17 protein-coding genes are annotated in these 20,656 nt (G+C 55.9%); 13 read left to right on the forward strand and 4 right to left on the reverse strand.

The genetic code is table 11. The annotated features are described in order from the left end of the window. The first annotated feature begins 57 nt into the window (after nt 1–57). Nucleotides 58–312 (forward strand): YkgJ family cysteine cluster protein, encoded by a 255-nt coding sequence (locus AC4IBF_RS06760; RefSeq protein WP_252093317.1) that lies wholly within the window; start codon nt 58–60, stop codon nt 310–312. On the opposite strand, the gene setB is transcribed toward AC4IBF_RS06760, so the two are convergent. Continuing rightward, nucleotides 309–1,490: a sugar efflux transporter SetB gene (gene setB / locus AC4IBF_RS06765; protein WP_136195438.1), complete on the reverse strand. Its 1,182-nt coding sequence runs from the start codon at nt 1,488–1,490 to the stop codon at nt 309–311. The two genes, AC4IBF_RS06760 and setB, sit on opposite strands and share 4 nt — an antisense overlap. A gap of 360 nt (nt 1,491–1,850) precedes the next feature. Between setB and fruB the strand changes: the two genes are divergently transcribed. From fruB to fruA, 3 genes are read left to right on the forward strand one after another with little or no spacing between them, the layout of a single operon-like run. Beyond that, entirely contained in the window at nt 1,851–2,981 is a 1,131-nt protein-coding gene (gene fruB / locus AC4IBF_RS06770) for a fused PTS fructose transporter subunit IIA/HPr protein (RefSeq protein ID WP_111965334.1), read from the forward strand. Next, entirely contained in the window at nt 2,981–3,919 is a 939-nt protein-coding gene (gene fruK / locus AC4IBF_RS06775) for a 1-phosphofructokinase (RefSeq protein ID WP_008500936.1), read from the forward strand. The genes fruB and fruK overlap by 1 nt, the downstream gene beginning before the upstream one ends. A 16-nt stretch (nt 3,920–3,935) precedes the next feature. Then, entirely contained in the window at nt 3,936–5,621 is a 1,686-nt protein-coding gene (fruA, locus tag AC4IBF_RS06780; protein WP_127731692.1) for a PTS fructose transporter subunit IIBC, read from the forward strand. 47 nt (nt 5,622–5,668) lie between these two features. Here fruA and nfo read toward each other — a convergent pair whose 3' ends face one another. Continuing rightward, a complete protein-coding gene (nfo, locus tag AC4IBF_RS06785; protein ID WP_136195435.1) occupies nt 5,669–6,526 on the reverse strand; it encodes a deoxyribonuclease IV in 858 nt (285 codons plus the stop codon). A gap of 64 nt (nt 6,527–6,590) precedes the next feature. Continuing rightward, nucleotides 6,591–7,637: a YeiH family protein gene (locus AC4IBF_RS06790; RefSeq protein ID WP_133294821.1), complete on the reverse strand. Its 1,047-nt coding sequence runs from the start codon at nt 7,635–7,637 to the stop codon at nt 6,591–6,593. A 97-nt stretch (nt 7,638–7,734) separates the two neighbouring features. Here AC4IBF_RS06790 and yieE point away from each other — a divergent pair, with 97 nt between their 5' ends. The 3 genes from yieE to cirA all read left to right on the forward strand — a co-directional run bounded on the left by yieE (nt 7,735) and on the right by cirA (nt 12,423). Beyond that, on the forward strand, nt 7,735–8,601 hold the full coding sequence (gene yieE / locus AC4IBF_RS06795; RefSeq protein WP_047346566.1) for a DNA-binding transcriptional regulator YeiE: 867 nt from the start codon (nt 7,735–7,737) through the stop codon (nt 8,599–8,601). 157 nt (nt 8,602–8,758) lie between these two features. Further along, a complete protein-coding gene (locus AC4IBF_RS06800) occupies nt 8,759–10,228 on the forward strand; it encodes an amino acid permease (RefSeq protein ID WP_133294820.1) in 1,470 nt (489 codons plus the stop codon). A gap of 224 nt (nt 10,229–10,452) precedes the next feature. Beyond that, nucleotides 10,453–12,423, forward strand: coding sequence for a catecholate siderophore receptor CirA (gene cirA, locus AC4IBF_RS06805; protein ID WP_143345327.1), 1,971 nt, complete (start codon nt 10,453–10,455; stop codon nt 12,421–12,423). 99 nt (nt 12,424–12,522) lie between these two features. On the opposite strand, the gene fghA is transcribed toward cirA, so the two are convergent. After that, nucleotides 12,523–13,350 (reverse strand): S-formylglutathione hydrolase, encoded by an 828-nt coding sequence (fghA, locus tag AC4IBF_RS06810; RefSeq protein ID WP_143345326.1) that lies wholly within the window; start codon nt 13,348–13,350, stop codon nt 12,523–12,525. Nucleotides 13,351–13,488: 138 nt separating this feature from the next. On the opposite strand from fghA, the gene AC4IBF_RS06815 reads away from it, so the two are divergent. The 6 genes from AC4IBF_RS06815 (at nt 13,489) to mglA (ending at nt 20,656) form a co-directional block, all read left to right on the forward strand. After that, nucleotides 13,489–14,637 carry a YbfB/YjiJ family MFS transporter gene (locus AC4IBF_RS06815; protein ID WP_136195431.1) on the forward strand — a complete coding sequence of 383 codons (1,149 nt, stop codon included), beginning with the start codon at nt 13,489–13,491 and terminating at the stop codon, nt 14,635–14,637. Nucleotides 14,638–14,739: 102 nt separating this feature from the next. Further along, nucleotides 14,740–15,408, forward strand: a complete 669-nt coding sequence (gene folE / locus AC4IBF_RS06820; RefSeq protein ID WP_023312471.1) for a GTP cyclohydrolase I FolE — start codon at nt 14,740–14,742, stop codon at nt 15,406–15,408. 19 nt (nt 15,409–15,427) lie between these two features. Continuing rightward, nucleotides 15,428–16,585: a DUF418 domain-containing protein YeiB gene (gene yeiB / locus AC4IBF_RS06825; RefSeq protein ID WP_136195430.1), complete on the forward strand. Its 1,158-nt coding sequence runs from the start codon at nt 15,428–15,430 to the stop codon at nt 16,583–16,585. A gap of 155 nt (nt 16,586–16,740) precedes the next feature. Further along, nucleotides 16,741–17,763, forward strand: coding sequence for an HTH-type transcriptional regulator GalS (gene galS / locus AC4IBF_RS06830; RefSeq protein ID WP_115875849.1), 1,023 nt, complete (start codon nt 16,741–16,743; stop codon nt 17,761–17,763). A 294-nt stretch (nt 17,764–18,057) separates the two neighbouring features. After that, nucleotides 18,058–19,056 carry a galactose/glucose ABC transporter substrate-binding protein MglB gene (gene mglB / locus AC4IBF_RS06835; protein ID WP_008500923.1) on the forward strand — a complete coding sequence of 333 codons (999 nt, stop codon included), beginning with the start codon at nt 18,058–18,060 and terminating at the stop codon, nt 19,054–19,056. Between the two features lie 79 nt (nt 19,057–19,135). Beyond that, nucleotides 19,136–20,656 carry a galactose/methyl galactoside ABC transporter ATP-binding protein MglA gene (mglA, locus tag AC4IBF_RS06840; RefSeq protein WP_008500922.1) on the forward strand — a complete coding sequence of 507 codons (1,521 nt, stop codon included), beginning with the start codon at nt 19,136–19,138 and terminating at the stop codon, nt 20,654–20,656.

Here is a 20,656-nt window from a genome sequence, read left to right on the forward strand (position 1 = left end):
GTTACTGTGCGCGCGATGCCCGACTACGCGGGCCATCGTCAGCGAAAGAGAGCATTTATGGATTGCCGTCCCGATTGTGGCGCGTGCTGTACTGCACCGTCCATTTCAAGCCCCATTCCTGGAATGCCGGACGGCAAGCCTGCCAATACCCGCTGCGTTCAGCTCTCGGAAAATAATCTTTGCAAGATCTTTGGCTCACCGTTGCGACCGAAAGTTTGCTCCGGTCTTCAGCCCACGGCCGAAATGTGCGGCAGCACGCGCGAGCAGGCGATGACGTACCTTCTTGAGCTTGAGGCGCTCACCGCACCTTAAACGTCTTTAATCCTCGCCAGACAGCCAATCGTCAGCGTACACATCACCAGCGCAATCCAGAATACCGTGTGATAGTTCCAGATTTCTGCCACGACACCGGCCATTGAGCCGGCGATAATCCACCCCACGCGGGTGGTATTAGTATAAAGGGTGGTGGCAGAGCCTGCCTGGCCCGGCATCAAATCCTGGAAATAGAGCATGCCTATCCCCGCGAGAATGCCAATATAGATGGCGTTCAGCAGCTGTAACGCCAGCAATAGCCCCGGCGTATGTACCGTCAGCATACCGACATAGAACAGCAGACCGGCGAAGGCGGCAATGCGCATTAAAAAACGCTTTCCGAAGCGCTTTGCGTAATAGCCCGCAATGAGCATGGTCGGGATCTCAAGCCCGGCCGCGGTGCCCATCATGATTCCCGCCAGCTTTTCCGACAGGTGCAGTTCATCAATAATAAACAGCGGCATATTGATGATATACAGGCTATTGGTGCCCCACATCAGCGTGCAGACAACAAACAGGAGCAGGGCATCGCGGCGGTTACGGCGCGGCGCTTCCAGCACGCCCGTTGCCACTTTGGGCTCTTTGCGCATGGACGGCAGGAAGAACCACACCAGCGCGCCGCATACCACAAACGCGACAGCGGCACTCAGGTACATTACCGTAAAGCCAAAACCCATCGCCAGCGCGTAGGCCAGCGGCGGGCCAATCACCCATGCCAGCGACACCTGAGCACGCAGGACAGAGCTGAACATCACCGCTTCACGTCCGGTATGGTCCGCGTGTTCGCGAGCAAGGGCGAACAGCTGGGGGTTCGCCGTTGAGCCAAAGCTGCTCAGGAATACCCCGATGAAGAGCAGAATGAAGTAGTTGCGGTTCCAGGCAAACAGAACGCAGGCCATGACCCCCAGCAGGCAGCAGAAAACGATCAGGCTTTTACGATCGCCTTTTCTGTCGGAGCGTCGCGCCAGAAACTGGCTGACCAGGATGCCGATGATGGCGCTTCCGGTAAAAAAGAAGCCAACCAGCGCCGGACGAACATGAACCTCATTTGTCAGAAATAGGCTCAGCGTCGGCGTCTGTAACGCACCGGCAATGCCCGTGAAGAAGGCAACAATCAGGAAGGCCGCTGAGGTTAAATCAAAGGGCTTCGGCGAGGCAGCCGCAGGGGTGTTATGCATGTTTTATAATTAGCGAGTAGCAGAGAGGGGCGGAGTGTACGCCGTCAGCTAAAAAAAAACAGTGGGCGCGGTCAATGATGCCACGAAAAATCAAAATGGCATTTCATCTTACAACCACATCGGCTGACCTTAGCTGAAACTGACTTGCTGAATTTCAGCAAAATTCAGCTGAACGAAGAAGAAATGTGCTGTATCTCTAAATTCTGACATCAGAAAGACGAGTTTACTTGCAAGGTATTGCAGAAAGCGCAAGACTTTTTGAAACGTTTCAGCGCTATCTTGTTTAAACAAACGGAGCAGGCTAGCGCATTTTTTCTCATTAAAGCTGAAACGATTCAATTTCAGCAGGAGTGGAGAACCATGTTCCAGTTATCTGTTCAGGATATCCACCCGGGCGCTCAGGCCGGGGATAAAGAAGAGGCTATTCGCCAGGTTGCCGCTGCGCTTGTGCAGGCGGGTAACGTCGCGGACGGCTATGTCAACGGCATGCTGGCCCGCGAGCAGCAGACCTCAACCTTCCTCGGCAATGGCATTGCCATTCCGCACGGCACAACCGACACCCGCGATCAGGTGTTGAAAACCGGCGTTAAGGTTTATCAGTTCCCGCAGGGCGTGCTTTGGGGCGACGGTCAGGTGGCCTATGTGGCTATCGGTATCGCGGCCAGCAGCGATGAACACTTAGGTCTGCTGCGTCAGCTGACGCATGTCCTGAGTGATGACGCGGTGGCTGAACAGCTTAAGTCCGCCACCACAGCGGAAGAGCTGCGCGCCTTGCTGATGGGCGAAAAACAGAGCGAAGCGCTGAAACTGGATAATGAAACGCTGACGCTGGACGTGGTTGCTTCCGATCTGGTGACGCTGCAGGCGCTGAACGCCGGTCGTCTGAAAGAAGCCGGCGCGGCGGATGCCACCTTTGTGACGCGCGTGATTAACGATAAGCCGTTGAATCTGGGTCAGGGTATCTGGCTGAACGACAGTGCTGAAGGCAACCTGCGCAGCGCTATCGCCGTGAGCCGCGCGGCCAACGCGTTTGACGTAGAAGGCGAGCGCGCGGCCATGCTGGTGACCGTGGCGATGGCTGATGAACAGCCGGTTTCCGTGCTGAAGCGTCTGGGCGACCTGTTGCTGAACAACAAAGCTGAAAAACTGCTGAACGCTGATGCCTCCACCGTGCTGGCACTGCTGACCAGTGATGATGTGCTGACGGATGACGTGCAAACTGCGGAGTTCGTGGTGCGTAACGAACACGGCCTGCATGCCCGTCCGGGTACCATGCTGGTGAATACCATTAAACAATTCGAGAGTGAGATCACCGTGGCGAATCTTGACGGCACGGGCAAACCGGCCAACGGCCGTAGTCTGATGAAAGTTGTCGCGCTGGGCGTGAAGAAAGGTCACCGTCTGCGTTTCACCGCGCAGGGTGCTGATGCTGAACAGGCGCTGAAAGCGATTGGCGACGCCATCGCGGCGGGTCTGGGGGAGGGCGCATAATGAGCAGACGTGTTGCGACTATTACGCTGAACCCGGCTTATGACCTGGTAGGATTTTGCCCGGAAATTGAGCGCGGCGAAGTCAACCTCGTGCGTACCACTGGCCTGCATGCTGCGGGCAAAGGGATTAACGTCGCGAAAGTGCTCAAGGATCTCGGTATCGACGTCACCGTGGGGGGATTCCTCGGTAAAGATAACCAGGACGGTTTCCAGCAGCTGTTCAGCGAGCTGGGCATTGCCAACCGTTTTCAGGTTGTTCAGGGCCGTACCCGTATCAACGTTAAGCTGACTGAGAAAGACGGTGAAGTGACCGATCTGAACTTCTCTGGCTTCGAAGTGACGCCGTCAGACTGGGAGCGTTTTGTTAACGATTCTCTGACCTGGCTGGGTCAGTTTGACATGGTCTGCGTCAGCGGTAGCCTGCCGTCCGGCGTGAGCCCTGAAGCGTTTACCGACTGGATGACGCGCCTTCGCAGCCAGTGCCCGTGCATTATTTTTGACAGCAGCCGCGACGCGCTGGTCGCGGGTCTCAAAGCCTCGCCGTGGCTGGTGAAGCCGAATCGCCGCGAGCTGGAAATCTGGGCGGGTCGTAAGCTGCCAGAACTAAAAGATGTGATTGACGCTGCCCATGCGCTGCGCGAGCAAGGTATCGCTCACGTGGTTATCTCGCTTGGTGCAGAAGGCGCGTTGTGGGTTAACGCGTCTGGCGAATGGATCGCCAAACCGCCGTCAATGGAAGTTGTGAGTACCGTTGGCGCAGGGGATTCAATGGTTGGCGGCCTGATTTACGGCCTGCTGATGCGTGAATCCAGTGAACATACTTTACGTCTTGCCACTGCCGTTGCTGCCCTGGCCGTAAGCCAGAGCAATGTCGGTATTACCGATCGTACCCAGTTAGCCGCGATGATGGCGCGCGTTGACTTAAAACCTTTTAACTAACAGCAGGAGAGGAATAATGAAAACGCTGCTGATCATTGACTCCGGTCTCGGACAGGCTCGCGCCTATATGGCGAAGACCTTGCTGGGAGCGGCGGCGAACAAAGCACATCTCGAGATGACTGATAACCCTGGCGATGCCGAACTGGCCATTGTCCTGGGCGACAAAATCCCGGCTGACAGTGCGCTGAACGGCAAAAAAGTGTGGCTGGGCGATATAAATCGCGCGGTGGCTCATCCGGAACTGTTCCTGAGCGAAGCGAAAGGTCACGCGTCTGTTTACAGCGCGCCCGTCGCGACGGCACCGGCTGCGGCCACGGGCCCGAAACGCATTGTTGCGGTGACGGCCTGTCCGACGGGCGTGGCTCACACCTTTATGGCAGCTGAAGCCATTGAAACCGAAGCGAAAAAACGCGGCTGGTGGGTTAAAGTTGAAACGCGCGGCTCCGTCGGTGCTGGCAACGCTATCACCCCTGAAGAAGTGGCTGAAGCCGATCTGGTGATTGTGGCGGCGGATATCGAAGTGGACCTGGCGAAATTTGCCGGTAAGCCAATGTACCGCACGTCTACCGGCCTGGCGCTGAAAAAGACTGCGCAGGAGTTTGATAAAGCGCTGGTGGAAGCGAAGCCGTATCAGGCAACTGGCGCGCGTCAAACCGCGACGGAAGGTAAGAAAGAGTCCGCAGGCGCCTATCGTCACCTGCTGACCGGCGTGTCTTACATGCTGCCGATGGTGGTTGCGGGTGGTCTGTGTATCGCGCTCTCGTTCGCATTTGGTATTACCGCGTTTAAAGAGCAAGGCACGCTGGCCGCTGCGTTAATGCAGATTGGTGGCGGTTCCGCATTTGCATTGATGGTACCCGTTCTGGCAGGCTTTATTGCTTTCTCCATCGCCGATCGTCCTGGCCTCACGCCGGGTCTTATCGGCGGTATGCTGGCCGTAAGCACCGGTTCCGGCTTTATCGGCGGTATTATCGCGGGCTTCCTGGCCGGTTACGTCGCGAAGCTCATCAGCTCGAAGCTCAAGCTGCCGCAGAGTATGGAAGCGCTGAAGCCGATTCTGATCATCCCGCTGATTTCCAGCCTGGTGGTCGGTCTGGCGATGATTTACCTGATTGGTAAGCCGGTTGCAGGCATCCTGGCGGGTCTGACCCACTGGCTGCAAACCATGGGTACCGCGAACGCGGTTCTGCTGGGGGCAATTCTCGGCGGCATGATGTGTACCGACATGGGTGGTCCGGTAAACAAAGCGGCGTACGCCTTTGGTGTTGGCCTGCTGAGTACCCAGACCTACGCGCCAATGGCAGCGATCATGGCGGCAGGTATGGTGCCACCTCTGGCGCTCGGCCTGGCGACGATTATTGCCCGTCGTAAGTTCGATAAAGCGCAGCAGGAAGGCGGTAAAGCTGCGCTGGTGCTGGGTCTGTGCTTCATCACCGAAGGCGCGATTCCGTTCGCGGCCCGTGACCCAATGCGTGTACTGCCGTGCTGTATCGCGGGTGGTGCAGTGACCGGGGCGATCTCCATGGCGATTGGCGCGAAGCTGATGGCACCACACGGCGGTCTGTTTGTTCTGCTGATCCCTGGCGCCATCACGCCGGTACTGGGCTACCTGCTGGCCATCGTCGCCGGTACGCTGGTGGCGGGTCTCTCTTACGCGGTGCTGAAACGTCCGGAAGCGGAAGTTGTGGCAAAAGCAGCGTAAGCGATAAATAATAAAAAAGCCGGGTCGCATTATGCACCCGGCTTTTTTTATGCCGCCTGTTCAGCAGTTTGCTGAGCCTTCAGCCAGGCAATCTCTTCTGCCCAGATATCCGGATTAATGGTTTCAAGCACCATCGGAATACCGTCGAAGCGGGCGTCCTGCATGATAAAGCGAAACGCATCGTGGCCAATGTTGCCTTCGCCCAGGCTGTGGTGGCGGTCAACGCGGCTGCCAAAGGCGCTTTTCGCATCGTTGAGGTGCATTCCGCGCAGGTACTTAAAGCCAACAATGCGCTCGAACTCATCAAACGTGTTTTTCGTTGCCTCGGTGGTGCGCAGGTCATAGCCGGCGGCAAACGCGTGGCAGGTATCAATGCACACGCCAACGCGGGATTTATCCTCCACGCAGTCGATAATCGCCGCCAGATGTTCGAACTTAAAGCCGAGGTTGCTGCCCTGACCGGCGGTATTCTCAATCACCGCGGTGACGCCTTTGGTCTTGTCCAAGGTGATGTTGATGGATTCGGCAATGCGCGCCAGGCAGGCATCTTCATCGATCTGCATAAGATGGCTGCCAGGATGGAAGTTCAGCAGCGTCAGCCCAAGCTGCTCACAGCGCTGAACTTCATCAAGAAACGCCTCGCGGGATTTTTCCAGCGCCTCTTCAACCGGGTGCCCGAGGTTAATAAGATAGCTGTCGTGAGGGAGGATCTGACCTGGCCCGTAGTGGTACTTCTCACAGGCAGCTTTGAAATCGTCAATCACCTCGGCGGTGAGCGGGGCGGCGCGCCACTGGCGCTGATTTTTGGTGAACAGGGCGAAAGCGGTCGCCTCAATTTCGGCGGCACGAATGGCGGCATTCGCAAGGCCACCTGCAGCGCTGACGTGCGCTCCAACATATTTCATAAAGGGACTCCTGTTAACCCGAAATGCCTATGATAGCGGGTTAACAGGAGAAGGATGTAGTGGTTTATGCCATCAGGCTATGGACCGCGAGGTTAATCGCGCCGCCGCCGACAATCAGCCAGATGAAGAGTACCAGCGCCATCAGCAGCGGTTTCGCACCGGCTTTTTTCAGCGCGCTGACGTGTGTGGTCACCCCCAGGGCCGCCATGGCCATCGCCAGCAGTACGGTATCCAGCGTCACCAGCATATCCACTACCGATTTGGGCAGCAGGTGGAAGGAGTTAAAGATAGCGACCACGATAAACAGGATCGCAAACCATGGAATGGTGATTTTACTTTTCTGATTACTGTCCGCCGGTGCCAGCTGTTTAACCCGTGCTGCAAGGAAAATCAGGAACGGCGCCAGCATCATCACGCGCAGCATTTTGGCAATCACAGCCGCGTTTTCGGCTTCAGGGTTAATAGCATGTCCTGCCGCCACCACCTGGGCCACTTCGTGCATGGTCGAACCGATATAGATGCCGTAGGTTTCCGGGCTAAACCAGTGGGCAACCAGCGGATACATGGCCGGGTAGAGGAAAATCGCCAGCGTACCGAAGATCACCACCGTCGCTACCGCCACCGTCACCTTGCTGGCTTCGGCTTTAACGACGGGTTCCGTTGCCAGCACCGCCGCGGCCCCACAGATACTGCTCCCGGCACCGATCAGCCAGCTGGTTTGTCTGTCCAGGCCAAAGACTTTCTGCCCGATAAAGCAGGCCAGTAAAAAGGTGCTGGTCAGGGTCAGGACGTCGATGGCGATCCCGCTCACGCCCACATCCGCAATCTGCGAAAAGGTGAGACGGAAGCCGTAAAGAATGATCCCAAGACGCAGCAGATGCTGCTTGGCAAAGATCACGCCGCCGTCGCAGGATTTCCAGATATGCGGGTAAATGGTATTACCCACGACCATGCCCAGCAGAATGGCCAGCGTCAGCGCGCTGAAACCTGCGCCTGCGATGGCCGGGATGCTGCCGCCCCATAGCGCGACGGCGGTTACTGCGGCGCTGAGCGCTAGACCCGGCACGAAGTGCCACACTGTACGATGATGTTGTAAGGTGATTTCTGACATAACCTTCTCCTTTGTCTGGCTAAAGGTTACGGCGCCCTGGCTTAAAAATAAAATTGATTATATACTTATAATCAATCTGTATAAGTGGTAAGCAACCATGCACATTACTCTGCGTCAGCTGGAAGTATTTGCCGAGGTGCTGAAAAGCGGCTCGACGACCCAGGCGTCACAAATGCTGGCGCTCTCGCAGTCTGCGGTCAGCGCGGCGTTGACCGATCTTGAAGGACAGCTGGGCGTTCAGCTTTTTGACAGGGTAGGGAAGCGTCTGGTGGTCAACGAGCACGGTCGTCTTCTTTATCCACGCGCGCTGGCGCTGCTGGAGCAGGCTATCGAAATCGAGCAGCTGTTCCGCGAAGATAACGGTGCGATCCGCGTCTACGCCAGCAGCACCATCGGGAACTACATCCTGCCGGAAGTGATTGCCCGCTACCGCCGGGATTTCCCGACCCTGCCGCTGGAGATGAGCGTGGGGAACAGCCAGGACGTCATCAACGCGGTGATCGACTTCCGCGTGGATATCGGCCTCATCGAAGGACCCTGCCATAACGTCGATATTATTGCCGAGCCCTGGCTGGAAGATGAGCTGGTGGTGTTTGCCTCCCCGGCCTCGTCGTTATTGCAGGGCGAGGTGACGCTGGAGCGCCTGGCGCAGGCGCAGTGGATCCTGCGCGAGCAGGGCTCCGGCACGCGTGAAATTGTCGATTATCTGCTGCTTTCTCATCTGCCGCATTTCCAGTTAGGGATGGAGCTTGGGAACTCTGAGGCCATCAAGCACGCGGTGCGCCACGGGCTCGGCATCAGCTGTCTTTCCCGGCGCGTTATTGCCGAACAGCTGGAGACCGGATCGCTGGTTGAAATCCCCATCCCGCTCCCGAAACTGGTGCGCACGCTGTGGTGCATTCATCATCGTCAGAAACACCTTTCCAGTTCTTTGCAGCGTTTTCTGCGGTATTGCGAGATGTAATCTTCCCCTCACCCCAAAGGGGAGAGGGAAAAATTATGCTTTACTTATAATCCTGGCCGAGTCATGAAGCTCTCTTATAACTGAGTATTTCTGCCGGAAGGAACGCGGATCGTCTGCTACAATCGCGCCTCATTTATTAAATGGACAGCATTTTCATATGGTTTCAGAAATTAAAACCACAGAAGCGCCCACGCTACGTCGTGAACTCAAGGCGCGTCACCTGACGATGATCGCCATTGGCGGCTCCATCGGTACAGGTCTTTTCGTTGCCTCTGGCGCAACGATTTCGGCAGCAGGCCCGGGTGGGGCACTTTTCTCTTATATCCTGATTGGCCTGATGGTGTACTTCCTGATGACCAGTCTTGGCGAACTGGCCGCGTACATGCCGGTATCCGGTTCGTTCTCGACCTACGGTCAAAAATACGTTGAAGAAGGCTTTGGCTTCGCGCTGGGCTGGAACTACTGGTACAACTGGGCGGTCACTATCGCCGTTGACCTCGTTGCCGCACAGCTGGTGATGAACTGGTGGTTCCCGGATACGCCGGGCTGGATCTGGAGCGCCCTGTTCCTGGCCGTTATTTTCCTGCTGAACTACATCTCCGTGCGCGGTTTCGGCGAAGCGGAATACTGGTTCTCTTTGATCAAAGTGGCAACCGTCATCATCTTTATCGTCGTCGGTGTGGCGATGATCGTTGGTATTTTCAAAGGCGCAGAACCTGCGGGCTGGAGTAACTGGACAACAGGCGATGCGCCGTTTGCCGGTGGACTGTCGGCAATGATTGGCGTGGCGATGATTGTCGGCTTCTCCTTCCAGGGGACCGAGCTGATTGGTATCGCTGCCGGTGAGTCAGAGAACCCGGAGAAGAATATTCCGCGCGCGGTTCGTCAGGTCTTCTGGCGTATCCTGCTGTTCTATGTGTTCGCGATCCTGATTATCAGCCTGATCATTCCGTACACCGATCCAAGCCTGCTGCGTAATGACGTTAAAGACATTAGCGTCAGTCCGTTCACGCTGGTCTTCCAGCACGCCGGTCTGCTTTCAGCCGCGGCAGTGATGAACGCCGTTATCCTGACCGCTGTGCTTTCAGCCGGTAACTCCGGGATGTACGCGTCCACCCGTATGCTCTACACGCTGGCATGCGACGGTAAAGCGCCGCGTATTTTCGCGAAGCTGTCCCGTGGCGGCGTACCGCGTAACGCGCTGTACGCCACTACGGTGATCGCCGGTCTGTGCTTCCTGACCTCTATGTTTGGCAACCAGACGGTGTACCTGTGGCTGCTTAACACCTCCGGGATGACGGGCTTTATTGCCTGGCTGGGGATTGCCATTAGCCACTATCGTTTCCGCCGTGGCTACGTCAAACAGGGTTATGACGTTAACCAGCTGCCGTATCGCTCAGGGTTCTTCCCGCTGGGTCCCATTTTCGCCTTCATTCTGTGCCTGATCATTACCCTGGGACAGAACTATGAAGCGTTCCTGGCGGACACCATTGACTGGGGCGCCGTCACGGCGACCTACATTGGTATTCCGCTGTTCCTCGTTATCTGGTTTGGCTACAAGCTGACGAAAGGAACAAAATTCGTTCGCTACAGTGAAATGGAATTCCCGGAACGATTTAAACAATAACCGCACTTCCTCTCTTTTAACCCGCTCATTCGAGCGGGTTTTTTTATTCCCGTATCCTGAAACAAAGATATATTTCTTAACAATTTAATTGATAATAATTATCGTTTGCTTTATTGTTATCACAAATAAGCGTGTCACCGACCCACCGCAGATGTGGGCGGCAGGGAAGACGCTGTGAGCAATGATGATTTGATTTAGTTGTATTTACCTCATGGAGATATGGAATGTTTAGGTTGAATCCCTTCGTCAGGGGAGGACTTTGTGCGTCCGCAATGTCCCTGGCCCTGCCTGTTATCGCAGCGGAATCCGGCGACACAATGGTTGTCACGGCCTCCGCGACCGAGCAAAACCTGAAAGACGCACCGGCAAGCATCAGCGTGATTACCCAGGAAGATTTGCAGCGCAAACCCGTTCAGAACCTGAAAGATGTGTTACGGGAGGTGCCGGGCGTTCAGCTCACGAGCGAAGGGGACAACCGTAAAGGGGTAAGTATCCGTGGACTGGACAGCAGCTACACGCTGATCCTGATCGACGGCAAGCGCGTCAATTCCCGTAACGCGGTGTTCCGCCATAATGATTTCGACCTCAACTGGGTGCCGGTTGACGCCATCGAACGAATCGAAGTGGTGCGCGGACCGATGTCTTCTCTGTACGGTTCCGATGCGCTGGGCGGCGTGGTGAACATTATCACCAAAAAAATCGGCCAGAAATGGACGGGCACCCTGAGCGCCGATTCCACAATTCAGGAACATCGCGACCGTGGCGACACGTATAACGGTCAGTTCTATACCAGCGGTCCGCTGGTGGACGGTCTGCTGGGGCTGAAAGCCTACGGTAGCCTCGCGAAGCGTGAGAAAGACGGTCAGCAGAAGTCCTCTACCACGGCGAGCGGTGAAACGCCGCGCATTGAGGGCTTCACCAGCCGCGATGCGAATGTGGAGTTCGCCTGGACACCGTCTGAAAACCACGACTTTACGGCGGGCTACGGCTTCGACCGTCAGGATCGTGACTCGGATTCCCTCGACAAAAACCGCCTTGAGCGGCAGAACTACTCGCTCAGCCACAACGGCCGCTGGGGCGTCGGCAACAGCGAGCTGAAGGTTTACGGCGAAAAGGTAGATAACAAGAACCCGGGCAACAGCAATCCGATCACCTCCGAGAGCAACGCGGTGGACGGGAAATACGTGCTGCCGCTGGGCGAAATCAACCAGCTGCTGACCTTCGGCGGCGAATGGCGTCACGATAAGCTGAAGGATCCTGTCAACCTGACGGGCGGTTCCAGCAGCAGTACGTCGACAAGCCAGTATGCCCTGTTCCTTGAAGATGAGTGGCGTATCTTTGAACCTCTGGCGCTGACCACCGGCATCCGTATGGATGACCATGATACCTACGGCGACCACTGGAGCCCGCGCGCCTATCTGGTCTACAACGCGACCGATACCGTAACGGTGAAAGGGGGCTGGGCGACCGCGTTTAAAGCGCCGTCACTGCTGCAGCTGAGCCCGGACTGGGTCACCGGCTCGTGCCGCGGTGCCTGTGAGATTGTTGGTAACCCCGACCTGAAACCGGAAACCAGCGAGAGCTTCGAATTCGGTCTCTACTACAGCGGGGAAGAGGGCTGGTTAGAGGGCGTGCAGGCCAGCGTCACCACCTTCCAGAATAACGTCGATGACCGCATCAGCATCAGCCGTACGGCCAATGCGAAACAGGCCCAGGGCTACCCTAACTACGTTGGCCTGAATGCGGACGGTGAACCGATTTTCCGCTACTACAACGTTAACAAGGCGCGCATCCGCGGGGTGGAAACAGAGGTTAAGTTCCCGGTTGCTGAAGACTGGAAGGTGACGCTGAACTACACCTACAACGACGGTCGTGATATCAGCAACGGCGGCAACAAGCCGCTGTCCGATCTGCCGTTCCACACCGCCAACGGGACCGTTGACTGGAAGGCAACGCAGGACTGGTCGTTCTATGTTCAGGGTAACTACACCGGTGAGAAACGCGCGCTGACCAGCAGCGCTCCAACGCCGGGTGGCTATGTCATCTGGAATACCGGCGCCGCGTGGCAGGCGACGAAAAGCGTGAAGCTGCGTGCGGGCGTGCAGAACCTGCTGGACAAAGATCTGAGCCGCGACGATTACAGCTACACGGAAGATGGCCGTCGCTACTTTGTCGGCGTGGATTATAAGTTCTGATGTAGCCTGGATGCCCGGTGGCGCCTCGCTTACCGGGCCTACAAAATCCACGAATGTAGGCCGGGTAAGGCGAGGCCGCCACCCGGCAATCGGCTGCACTTAGCCGAATAAATGCTCCGCATGGAAGCGGAGATGATCCTCAATAAAGGACGCGATAAAATAATAGCTGTGGTCGTATCCCGGCTGGATGCGCAGCGTCAGCGGCCAGTCCTTCTGACGTGCCGCTTCTGCCAGCACCGCAGGCTGCAGCTGTCCGGCGAGGAACTGATCCGCATCGCCCTGATCGATAAGCATCGGAATCGCATTTACTGAGTTACTGGCCAGCATCAGCGCACTGCTATCCCATTCCAGCCATTTCGCTTCATCTTCACCCAGATAGTTCGTGAAGGCTTTCTGCCCCCACGGCACCTGCGTTGGGTTCACAATTGGCGCAAATGCCGACGCGCTGACGTATTTTCCCGGATTTTTCAGCGCCATGATGAGCGCCCCGTGTCCGCCCATGGAGTGGCCGCTGATCGCGCAGCGCTCGCCAACCGCAAACTGCGACTGCACCAGCGCAGGAAGTTCATCGCGAATGTAATCATACATGCGGTAATGGCGCGCCCAGGGCTGCTCGGTCGCATTGACATAAAACCCGGCGCCTTTGCCCAGATCGTATCCCGCATCGTCGGCCACATCATCGCCGCGCGGGCTGGTGTCAGGCATCACCAGCGCAATACCCAGCTCGGCAGCAATACGCTGCGCCCCCGCTTTGGTGGTGAAGTTTTCGTCATTGCAGGTCAAGCCTGAAAGCCAGAACAGAACCGGCGGATTTTCCGTCAGCGGCAGGAAAATGCTGAACGTCATCGCACAGTTCAGGACGGTGGAGTCATGCCGCCAGCGCTGCTGTCGACCTTCAAAACAACGGTGCTCTTCGAGCAGTTCCATGCAGGGCTCCTTAATGAGAATGCGTATTCATAAAAACCATAATACAGCCTTTTCATTGACCTGTGAGCAACTTTCACTTTCGCCTGACGGCCAGATGCTGCATCATAAATTTACTTTTCTTTAACAATTGGAGCGGTCATGGCGCTGCGTATTGCGCTCAGTGGGTTTGTCGTTCTGGTGGTGGCGATGGGGATAGGGCGCTTTGCCTTTACGCCTCAGGTGCCGCTGATGATTGCTGCCGGGCAGCTTACGCTGACCAGCGCGGGTCTGGTCGCGGCGATGAACTATCTGGGCTATCTGGTGGGCGCATGGGATGCCATGCGCGCGCACCGCTTTGTGGAAACGCGCCTCTGGCTTGGCATCACCGGAGCGGTGGCGCTGACGCTGCTCTCCGCGGCGGCGGATAACGCCGTCGTACACGGCCTGCTGCGTTTTGTGATTGGCTGCATGAGCGGCTGGTCGATGGTACTGATTGCCGCCTGGACTAACGAACGGCTTGGGCAGTTGGGTAAACCGGGCCTGAGCGCTGCCGTATTTGCCGGACCGGGGGCGGGCATTGCCCTGAGCGGGCTGCTCGCCGTCTACATCCAGGCGAAATCCCTTTCGGCCGGGGCGGCATGGCAAATCTACGGCGTGCTGGCGCTGGTGCTGATTGCGCTGGTGGCGCGCTACCTGCCGCGATCCGGGCAGCTCCATCGACCGGGCACCGCACCAGAGCCGCTGGTGCTGACGGCGGATTTAAAGCGCCTGGTCTGGAGCTACAGCCTGGCCGGGTTTGGCTATATCCTCCCGGCGACATTCCTGTCGCAAATGGCGGCGGTGCGTTTTCCCGGCAGCCTGTTTGCGCAGTTCGTCTGGCCGATTTTTGGTATCGCCGCCGTGGTGGGGATAGCGCTCAGTATTCTTTTACGCCATACCTCAACGGCTAACCGCAGGCTGGCTATCGTACTGTGGTTACAGGGGGCGGGCGTGCTGGCGGCCTGGCTGCTGCCGGGGATTGGCGGGCTGCTGACGGGCGGGCTGCTGGTGGGCGGCGGCTTTTTGTGTGCCGTGCAGCTCTCTCTTTTATACGGCCGCGAGCTGGCACCAAACCACACGCGCTATATGGCAGGCCTGCTCACCACCGGGTATGCAATTGGTCAGTTGATTGGGCCGGTCACCTCGGCGTTATCAACCTGGCTTACCCACCGGCTGGAGCCGGCGCTGGGGCTGGCGGGCATGGCGCTGTTCGTTGGAGGAGCCCTGGTCTGGAATCGTCACGCTGAAAGGCAACAGCAATTGCAATAATTATCGTCGTGAATACTGGATTATGTGCGTCGCCTCACGCACAATGAGCGCATACTTTTGCCACAACGAGGGCAAAAGACGCCACACCTGCAGGAGAACAAAATGTCATCACTCAGTAAAGAAGCTGCCCTGGTCCACGAAGCCCTGGTTGCGCGCGGTCTTGAAACGCCACTGCGTCCGCCCGTACAGGATTTGGACAATGAAACCCGCAAGCGTCTGATTGCCGGTCATATGACCGAAATCATGGAGCTGCTGAATCTCGATCTGAGTGACGACAGTCTGATGGAGACGCCGCACCGCATCGCGAAAATGTACGTCGACGAAATTTTCTCCGGCCTGGATTACGCCAACTTCCCGAAAATCACCGTCATTGAAAACAAGATGAAAGTGGATGAGATGGTGACGGTGCGCGATATCACGCTGACCAGCACCTGCGAACACCATTTTGTGACCATCGACGGTAAAGCGACCGTGGCGTATATCCCCAAAGATACGGTGATTGGCCTGTCGAAGATCAACCGCATCGTGCAGTTCTTTGCCCAGCGTCCGCAGGTGCAGGAGCGTCTGACGCAGCAGATCCTGACCGCGCTGCAAACGCTGCTGGGCACCAATAACGTGGCCGTCTCTATCGACGCGGTTCACTACTGCGTGAAGGCGCGCGGCGTGCGTGATGCGACCAGTGCAACGACCACCACCTCGCTGGGCGGCCTGTTTAAGTCAAGCCAGAATACCCGCCAGGAGTTCCTGCGCGCCGTACGTCATCACAACTAAGTCTTACAGGGCAGGGACCATGGAGCGAAACGTCACGCTCGATTTTGTTCGCGGCGTCGCCATTCTCGGTATCCTGCTGCTTAATATCGCCGCCTTCGGTTTGCCGAAGGCGGCTTATCTCAATCCTGCGTGGTATGGCGACATCACGCGCAGCGATGCCTGGACGTGGGCGATCCTCGATCTCTTTGCGCAGGTCAAATTCCTCACGCTCTTTGCCCTGCTGTTTGGCGCAGGCCTGCAGCTTCTCCTCAAGCGCGGTACGCGCTGGATCCAGTCGCGCCTGACGCTGCTGGTTCTCCTCGGCTTTATCCACGGCCTGTTCTTCTGGGACGGCGATATTCTTCTCGCGTATGGGTTAGTCGGGCTCATCTGCTGGCGTCTCATTCGCGATGCGCACAGCGTAAAAAGCCTGTTTAACACCGGCGTGATGCTGTATGTGATGGGGCTTGGCGTCCTGCTATTGCTGGGGATGATCTCCGGCGAGGCGACAAACCGTTCATGGATCCCGGATGCCGCTAACCTGCAGTACGAACAGTTCTGGAAGCTGAAAGGTGGTACGGAAGCGATAAGCAACCGTGCGGATATGCTGGGGGACAACCTCCTTGCGCTGGGCGCGCAATACGGCTGGCAGCTGGCGGGCATGATGCTGATGGGCGCGTCATTGATGCGCACCGGCTGGCTGAAAGGAGAATTCAGCCTGCGTCACTATCGTCGTACCGGCGCCGGTCTGGTGCTGCTCGGCGTGCTGATTAACCTCCCGGCGGTGATTGTGCAGTGGCATATTCACTGGGATTACCGCTGGTGCGCGTTTCTGCTCCAGGTGCCGCGTGAACTGAGCGCGCCGTTCCAGACCATCGGCTACGCGGCGCTGATCTATGGCTTCTGGCCAACGCTTTCCCGCCTGTGGATTGTCAGCGCTATCGCCTGCGTGGGCCGAATGGCGTTGAGCAATTATCTCCTGCAAACGCTCATATGCACCACGCTTTTCTATCGCTTTGGCCTGTTTATGAAATTCGACCGCCTTACGCTGCTGGCGTTTGTTATTCCGGTCTGGGTGGTAAACCTGGCGTTTTCTGTTCTCTGGCTACGCTATTTCCGCCAGGGACCGCTGGAGTGGGTGTGGCGTCAGTTAACCGCATATGCTTCAGGGGTATCATTGAAAAACACATCCAGATAACGATCTGGATCACAATCATTAACAAAACGGATGTAAGCGTTTTCATGACTGTGAGCTTCTTCACGTAGTCCCCTTTCTCTCGCTGCCAAAATAGCCACCTTGCTAAACACAGGGGGTGTCTGTGAGTTGCTGCAATCCTTTGAAGGATGGTGAATATGATCACCATTCGTGACGTCGCCCGTCAGGCGGGCGTTTCTGTGGCTACCGTCTCACGCGTGCTCAACAATAGCGCGCTGGTCAGCCCTGAAACCCGAGAAACCGTAATGAAAGCCGTGACCCAGCTCGGGTACCGGCCAAATGCCAATGCCCAGGCGCTTGCGACGCAGGTCAGCGACACCATCGGCGTGGTGGTGATGGATGTCTCGGATGCCTTTTTCGGCGCGCTGGTGAAAGCGGTCGACATGGTGGCACAGCAGCATCAGAAATATGTCCTGATCGGTAATAGCTATCATGAGGCGGAAAAAGAGCGCCATGCCATCGAAGTGCTGATCCGCCAGCGCTGTAACGCCCTGATTGTCCATTCAAAAGCCTTGAGCGATGAAGAGCTAACCGGATTGATGGAGCAGATCCCGGGCATGGTGCTGATCAACCGCATTGTCCCCGGCTATGCCCACCGCTGCGTCGGGCTGGATAACGTCAGCGGCGCCATGATGGCCACGAAAATGCTCATCAACAACGGGCATCAGCGGATCGGTTATCTGGCCTCCAGCCATCAAATTGAAGATGACGAACTGCGGCGCGAGGGGTGGCAAAATGCCCTGAAAGAGCACGGCATTACGCCATCCGAGAGCTGGGTGGGGACCGGCACGCCGGACATGCAGGGCGGTGAGGCGGCAATGGTGGAGCTGCTGGGCCGCAATCTGCAGCTGTCTGCGGTGTTTGCCTATAACGACAGCATGGCGGCTGGCGCCCTGACGGCGCTGAAGGATAACGGCATTGCGGTGCCACAGCATTTATCACTCATTGGTTTTGATGATATCCCGATTGCCCGTTACACCGACCCGCAGCTGACAACGGTGCGCTACCCCATTGCCTCTATGGCGAAACTGGCGACTGAGCTGGCATTACAGGGAGCGGCAGGGCTGCTGGATCCGGGCGCAACGCACTGTTTCATGCCGACTTTAGTACGTCGCCACTCCGTCGCGGCCCGGCAAATTGTGGTTCCGATCACTAACTGATTAGATCAGGTGATGTAACCGTTTTCAATCTGTGAGTAAATTCACAGTATCTTAACAAGGCGCTGACTATGATGTCAGCGTTTTAGGGGCTGAAACGCTATGTAACAGTGATTATTCACTTTCACTATAGCCAATGTGCCGCAAACAACGAATAAAACGCATTTCTGGAGCGTTACCGAACACGGAAGAGAGAAATTTTATAAGTGAACTTCGGCTGTCAGTAACGTTTTATTAACACCTGCCCGCCGATCGTTATTCACAAGAACTACCCTGCATAAAAAAACCGGAGATACCATGAATAAGAAGGTGTTGACCCTGTCTGCTGTAATGGCAAGCATGCTTTTTGGTGCAGCAGCGCACGCTGCGGATACCCGTATTGGTGTGACCATATATAAATACGACGACAACTTCATGTCTGTTGTGCGTAAAGCGATTGAGAAAGATGCGAAAGCAGCGCCAGACGTTCAGCTGCTGATGAACGACTCCCAGAATGACCAGTCCAAACAGAACGACCAGATCGACGTTCTGCTGGCGAAAGGCGTGAAAGCCCTGGCCATCAACCTGGTTGACCCGGCTGCAGCAGGCACGGTCATTGAAAAAGCGCGCGGTCAGAACGTGCCGATCGTCTTCTTCAACAAAGAACCTTCCCGTAAGGCGCTGGATAGCTACGACAAAGCGTATTACGTCGGTACTGACTCCAAAGAGTCAGGTATTATTCAGGGCGATTTGATCGCGAAACACTGGGCGGCGAACCCGAACTGGGACCTGAATAAAGACGGTCAGATTCAGTTCGTGCTCCTGAAAGGCGAGCCAGGCCACCCGGATGCTGAAGCGCGTACTACCTACGTTATCAAAGAGCTGAACGACAAGGGCCTGAAAACCCAGCAGCTGGCGTTAGATACCGCGATGTGGGATACCGCTCAGGCGAAAGATAAGATGGACGCATGGCTGTCCGGCCCTAATGCCAACAAAATCGAAGTCGTTATCGCCAACAACGATGCGATGGCAATGGGTGCGGTAGAAGCGCTGAAAGCACACAACAAATCCTCAATCCCGGTATTCGGCGTGGATGCACTGCCAGAAGCGCTGGCGCTGGTTAAATCCGGTGCGATGGCCGGTACCGTGCTGAACGATGCCAACAACCAGGCGAAAGCCACCTTCGATCTGGCGAAAAACCTCGCCGATGGCAAAGGCGCGGCAGATGGCACCAACTGGAAAATTGACAACAAAATCGTTCGCGTACCTTACGTGGGCGTAGACCAGTCCAACCTGGCTGAGTTTATCGGTAAATAAGTTAGCGGTACTGTCTCCACTGGGCGCAATTCGTTGCGCCCTTTTATAACGCGATATGCGAGGCCAACAAGGTATAATTATGGTCAGCACAACAACTCAGTCATCCGGTGAATACCTGTTGGAAATGAGCGGTATCAACAAGTCATTTCCCGGCGTTAAGGCACTCGATAATGTTAATTTAAAAGTTCGTCCTCACTCTATTCATGCCTTAATGGGGGAGAACGGTGCGGGTAAATCAACATTATTAAAATGTCTTTTTGGGATCTATCAAAAAGATTCTGGCAGCATTCTTTTTCAGGGGAAAGAGATCGATTTCCATTCAGCGAAAGAAGCACTGGAAAACGGTATCTCGATGGTTCACCAGGAATTAAACCTGGTGCTGCAGCGTTCAGTTATGGATAACATGTGGTTGGGACGTTATCCAACCAAAGGTGTCTTTGTCGATCAGGACAAAATGTATCGCGACACCAAAGCGATTTTCGACGAGCTGGATATTGATATCGATCCGCGCGCCCGCGTGGGAACATTATCCGTCTCCCAGATGCAGATGATCGAAATCGCCAAAGCGTTCTCCTATGATGCGAAAATCGTCATCATGGACGAACCGACATCGTCATTAACGGAAAAAGAGGTTAACCACCTTTTTACCATTATTCGTAAGCTAAAAGATCGCGGCTGCGGCATTGTGTACATCTCCCACAAAATGGAAGAGATCTTCCAGCTGTGCGATGAGATCACCATCCTGCGCGACGGTCAGTGGATTGCCACGCAGCCGCTGGAAGGGCTGGACATGGACAAGATCATCGCCATGATGGTCGGCCGTTCCCTGAACCAGCGCTTCCCTGACAAAGAAAACAAGCCGGGTGAAGTGATTCTGGAAGTGCGCAACCTGACCTCGTTACGTCAGCCGTCTATACGCGATGTCTCCTTCGACCTGCATAAAGGTGAAATCCTGGGGATTGCCGGCCTGGTCGGGGCAAAACGTACCGATATCGTGGAAACCCTGTTCGGTATCCGTGAGAAAGCCGAAGGCACTATTACGCTGCACGGTAAGAAAATTAACAACCACAACGCCAACGAAGCTATTAATAATGGTTTCGCGCTGGTGACGGAAGAGCGTCGTTCGACCGGTATTTATGCTTATCTGGATATTAACTTTAACTCGTTAATTTCTAACATTCGCAATTACAAAAACAAAGTCGGGCTGCTGGATAACTCCCGCATGAAAAGCGATACCCAATGGGTGATTGACTCCATGCGCGTGAAAACGCCAGGCCATCGCACCCAAATTGGTTCGCTGTCAGGCGGTAACCAGCAGAAAGTGATTATCGGCCGTTGGTTATTAACCCAGCCAGAAATTCTGATGCTGGATGAACCTACCCGCGGTATTGACGTCGGCGCGAAGTTTGAAATTTATCAGCTGATTGCCGAGCTGGCGAAAAAGAATAAAGGGATCATTATTATTTCTTCCGAAATGCCGGAATTGTTAGGGATCACGGATCGTATTCTGGTTATGAGCAATGGTCTCGTCGCCGGTATTGTTGACACCAAAACGACAACGCAAAACGAAATTTTGCGTCTTGCGTCTTTGCACCTTTAA

Source organism: Enterobacter sp. Taxon_8, assembly GCF_058354585.1.

Excerpts from the sequence above, each read along its gene's own strand:
- AC4IBF_RS06760 (WP_252093317.1), top strand. The coding sequence starts at position 58 with ATGGATTGCCGTCCCGATTGTGGCGCGTGCTGTACTGCACCGTCCATT.
- setB (WP_136195438.1), bottom strand. The coding sequence starts at position 1,490 with ATGCATAACACCCCTGCGGCTGCCTCGCCGAAGCCCTTTGATTTAACC.
- fruB (WP_111965334.1), top strand. The coding sequence starts at position 1,851 with ATGTTCCAGTTATCTGTTCAGGATATCCACCCGGGCGCTCAGGCCGGG.
- fruK (WP_008500936.1), top strand. The coding sequence starts at position 2,981 with ATGAGCAGACGTGTTGCGACTATTACGCTGAACCCGGCTTATGACCTG.
- fruA (WP_127731692.1), top strand. The coding sequence starts at position 3,936 with ATGAAAACGCTGCTGATCATTGACTCCGGTCTCGGACAGGCTCGCGCC.
- nfo (WP_136195435.1), bottom strand. The coding sequence starts at position 6,526 with ATGAAATATGTTGGAGCGCACGTCAGCGCTGCAGGTGGCCTTGCGAAT.
- AC4IBF_RS06790 (WP_133294821.1), bottom strand. The coding sequence starts at position 7,637 with ATGTCAGAAATCACCTTACAACATCATCGTACAGTGTGGCACTTCGTG.
- yieE (WP_047346566.1), top strand. The coding sequence starts at position 7,735 with ATGCACATTACTCTGCGTCAGCTGGAAGTATTTGCCGAGGTGCTGAAA.
- AC4IBF_RS06800 (WP_133294820.1), top strand. The coding sequence starts at position 8,759 with ATGGTTTCAGAAATTAAAACCACAGAAGCGCCCACGCTACGTCGTGAA.
- cirA (WP_143345327.1), top strand. The coding sequence starts at position 10,453 with ATGTTTAGGTTGAATCCCTTCGTCAGGGGAGGACTTTGTGCGTCCGCA.
- fghA (WP_143345326.1), bottom strand. The coding sequence starts at position 13,350 with ATGGAACTGCTCGAAGAGCACCGTTGTTTTGAAGGTCGACAGCAGCGC.
- AC4IBF_RS06815 (WP_136195431.1), top strand. The coding sequence starts at position 13,489 with ATGGCGCTGCGTATTGCGCTCAGTGGGTTTGTCGTTCTGGTGGTGGCG.
- folE (WP_023312471.1), top strand. The coding sequence starts at position 14,740 with ATGTCATCACTCAGTAAAGAAGCTGCCCTGGTCCACGAAGCCCTGGTT.
- yeiB (WP_136195430.1), top strand. The coding sequence starts at position 15,428 with ATGGAGCGAAACGTCACGCTCGATTTTGTTCGCGGCGTCGCCATTCTC.
- galS (WP_115875849.1), top strand. The coding sequence starts at position 16,741 with ATGATCACCATTCGTGACGTCGCCCGTCAGGCGGGCGTTTCTGTGGCT.
- mglB (WP_008500923.1), top strand. The coding sequence starts at position 18,058 with ATGAATAAGAAGGTGTTGACCCTGTCTGCTGTAATGGCAAGCATGCTT.
- mglA (WP_008500922.1), top strand. The coding sequence starts at position 19,136 with ATGGTCAGCACAACAACTCAGTCATCCGGTGAATACCTGTTGGAAATG.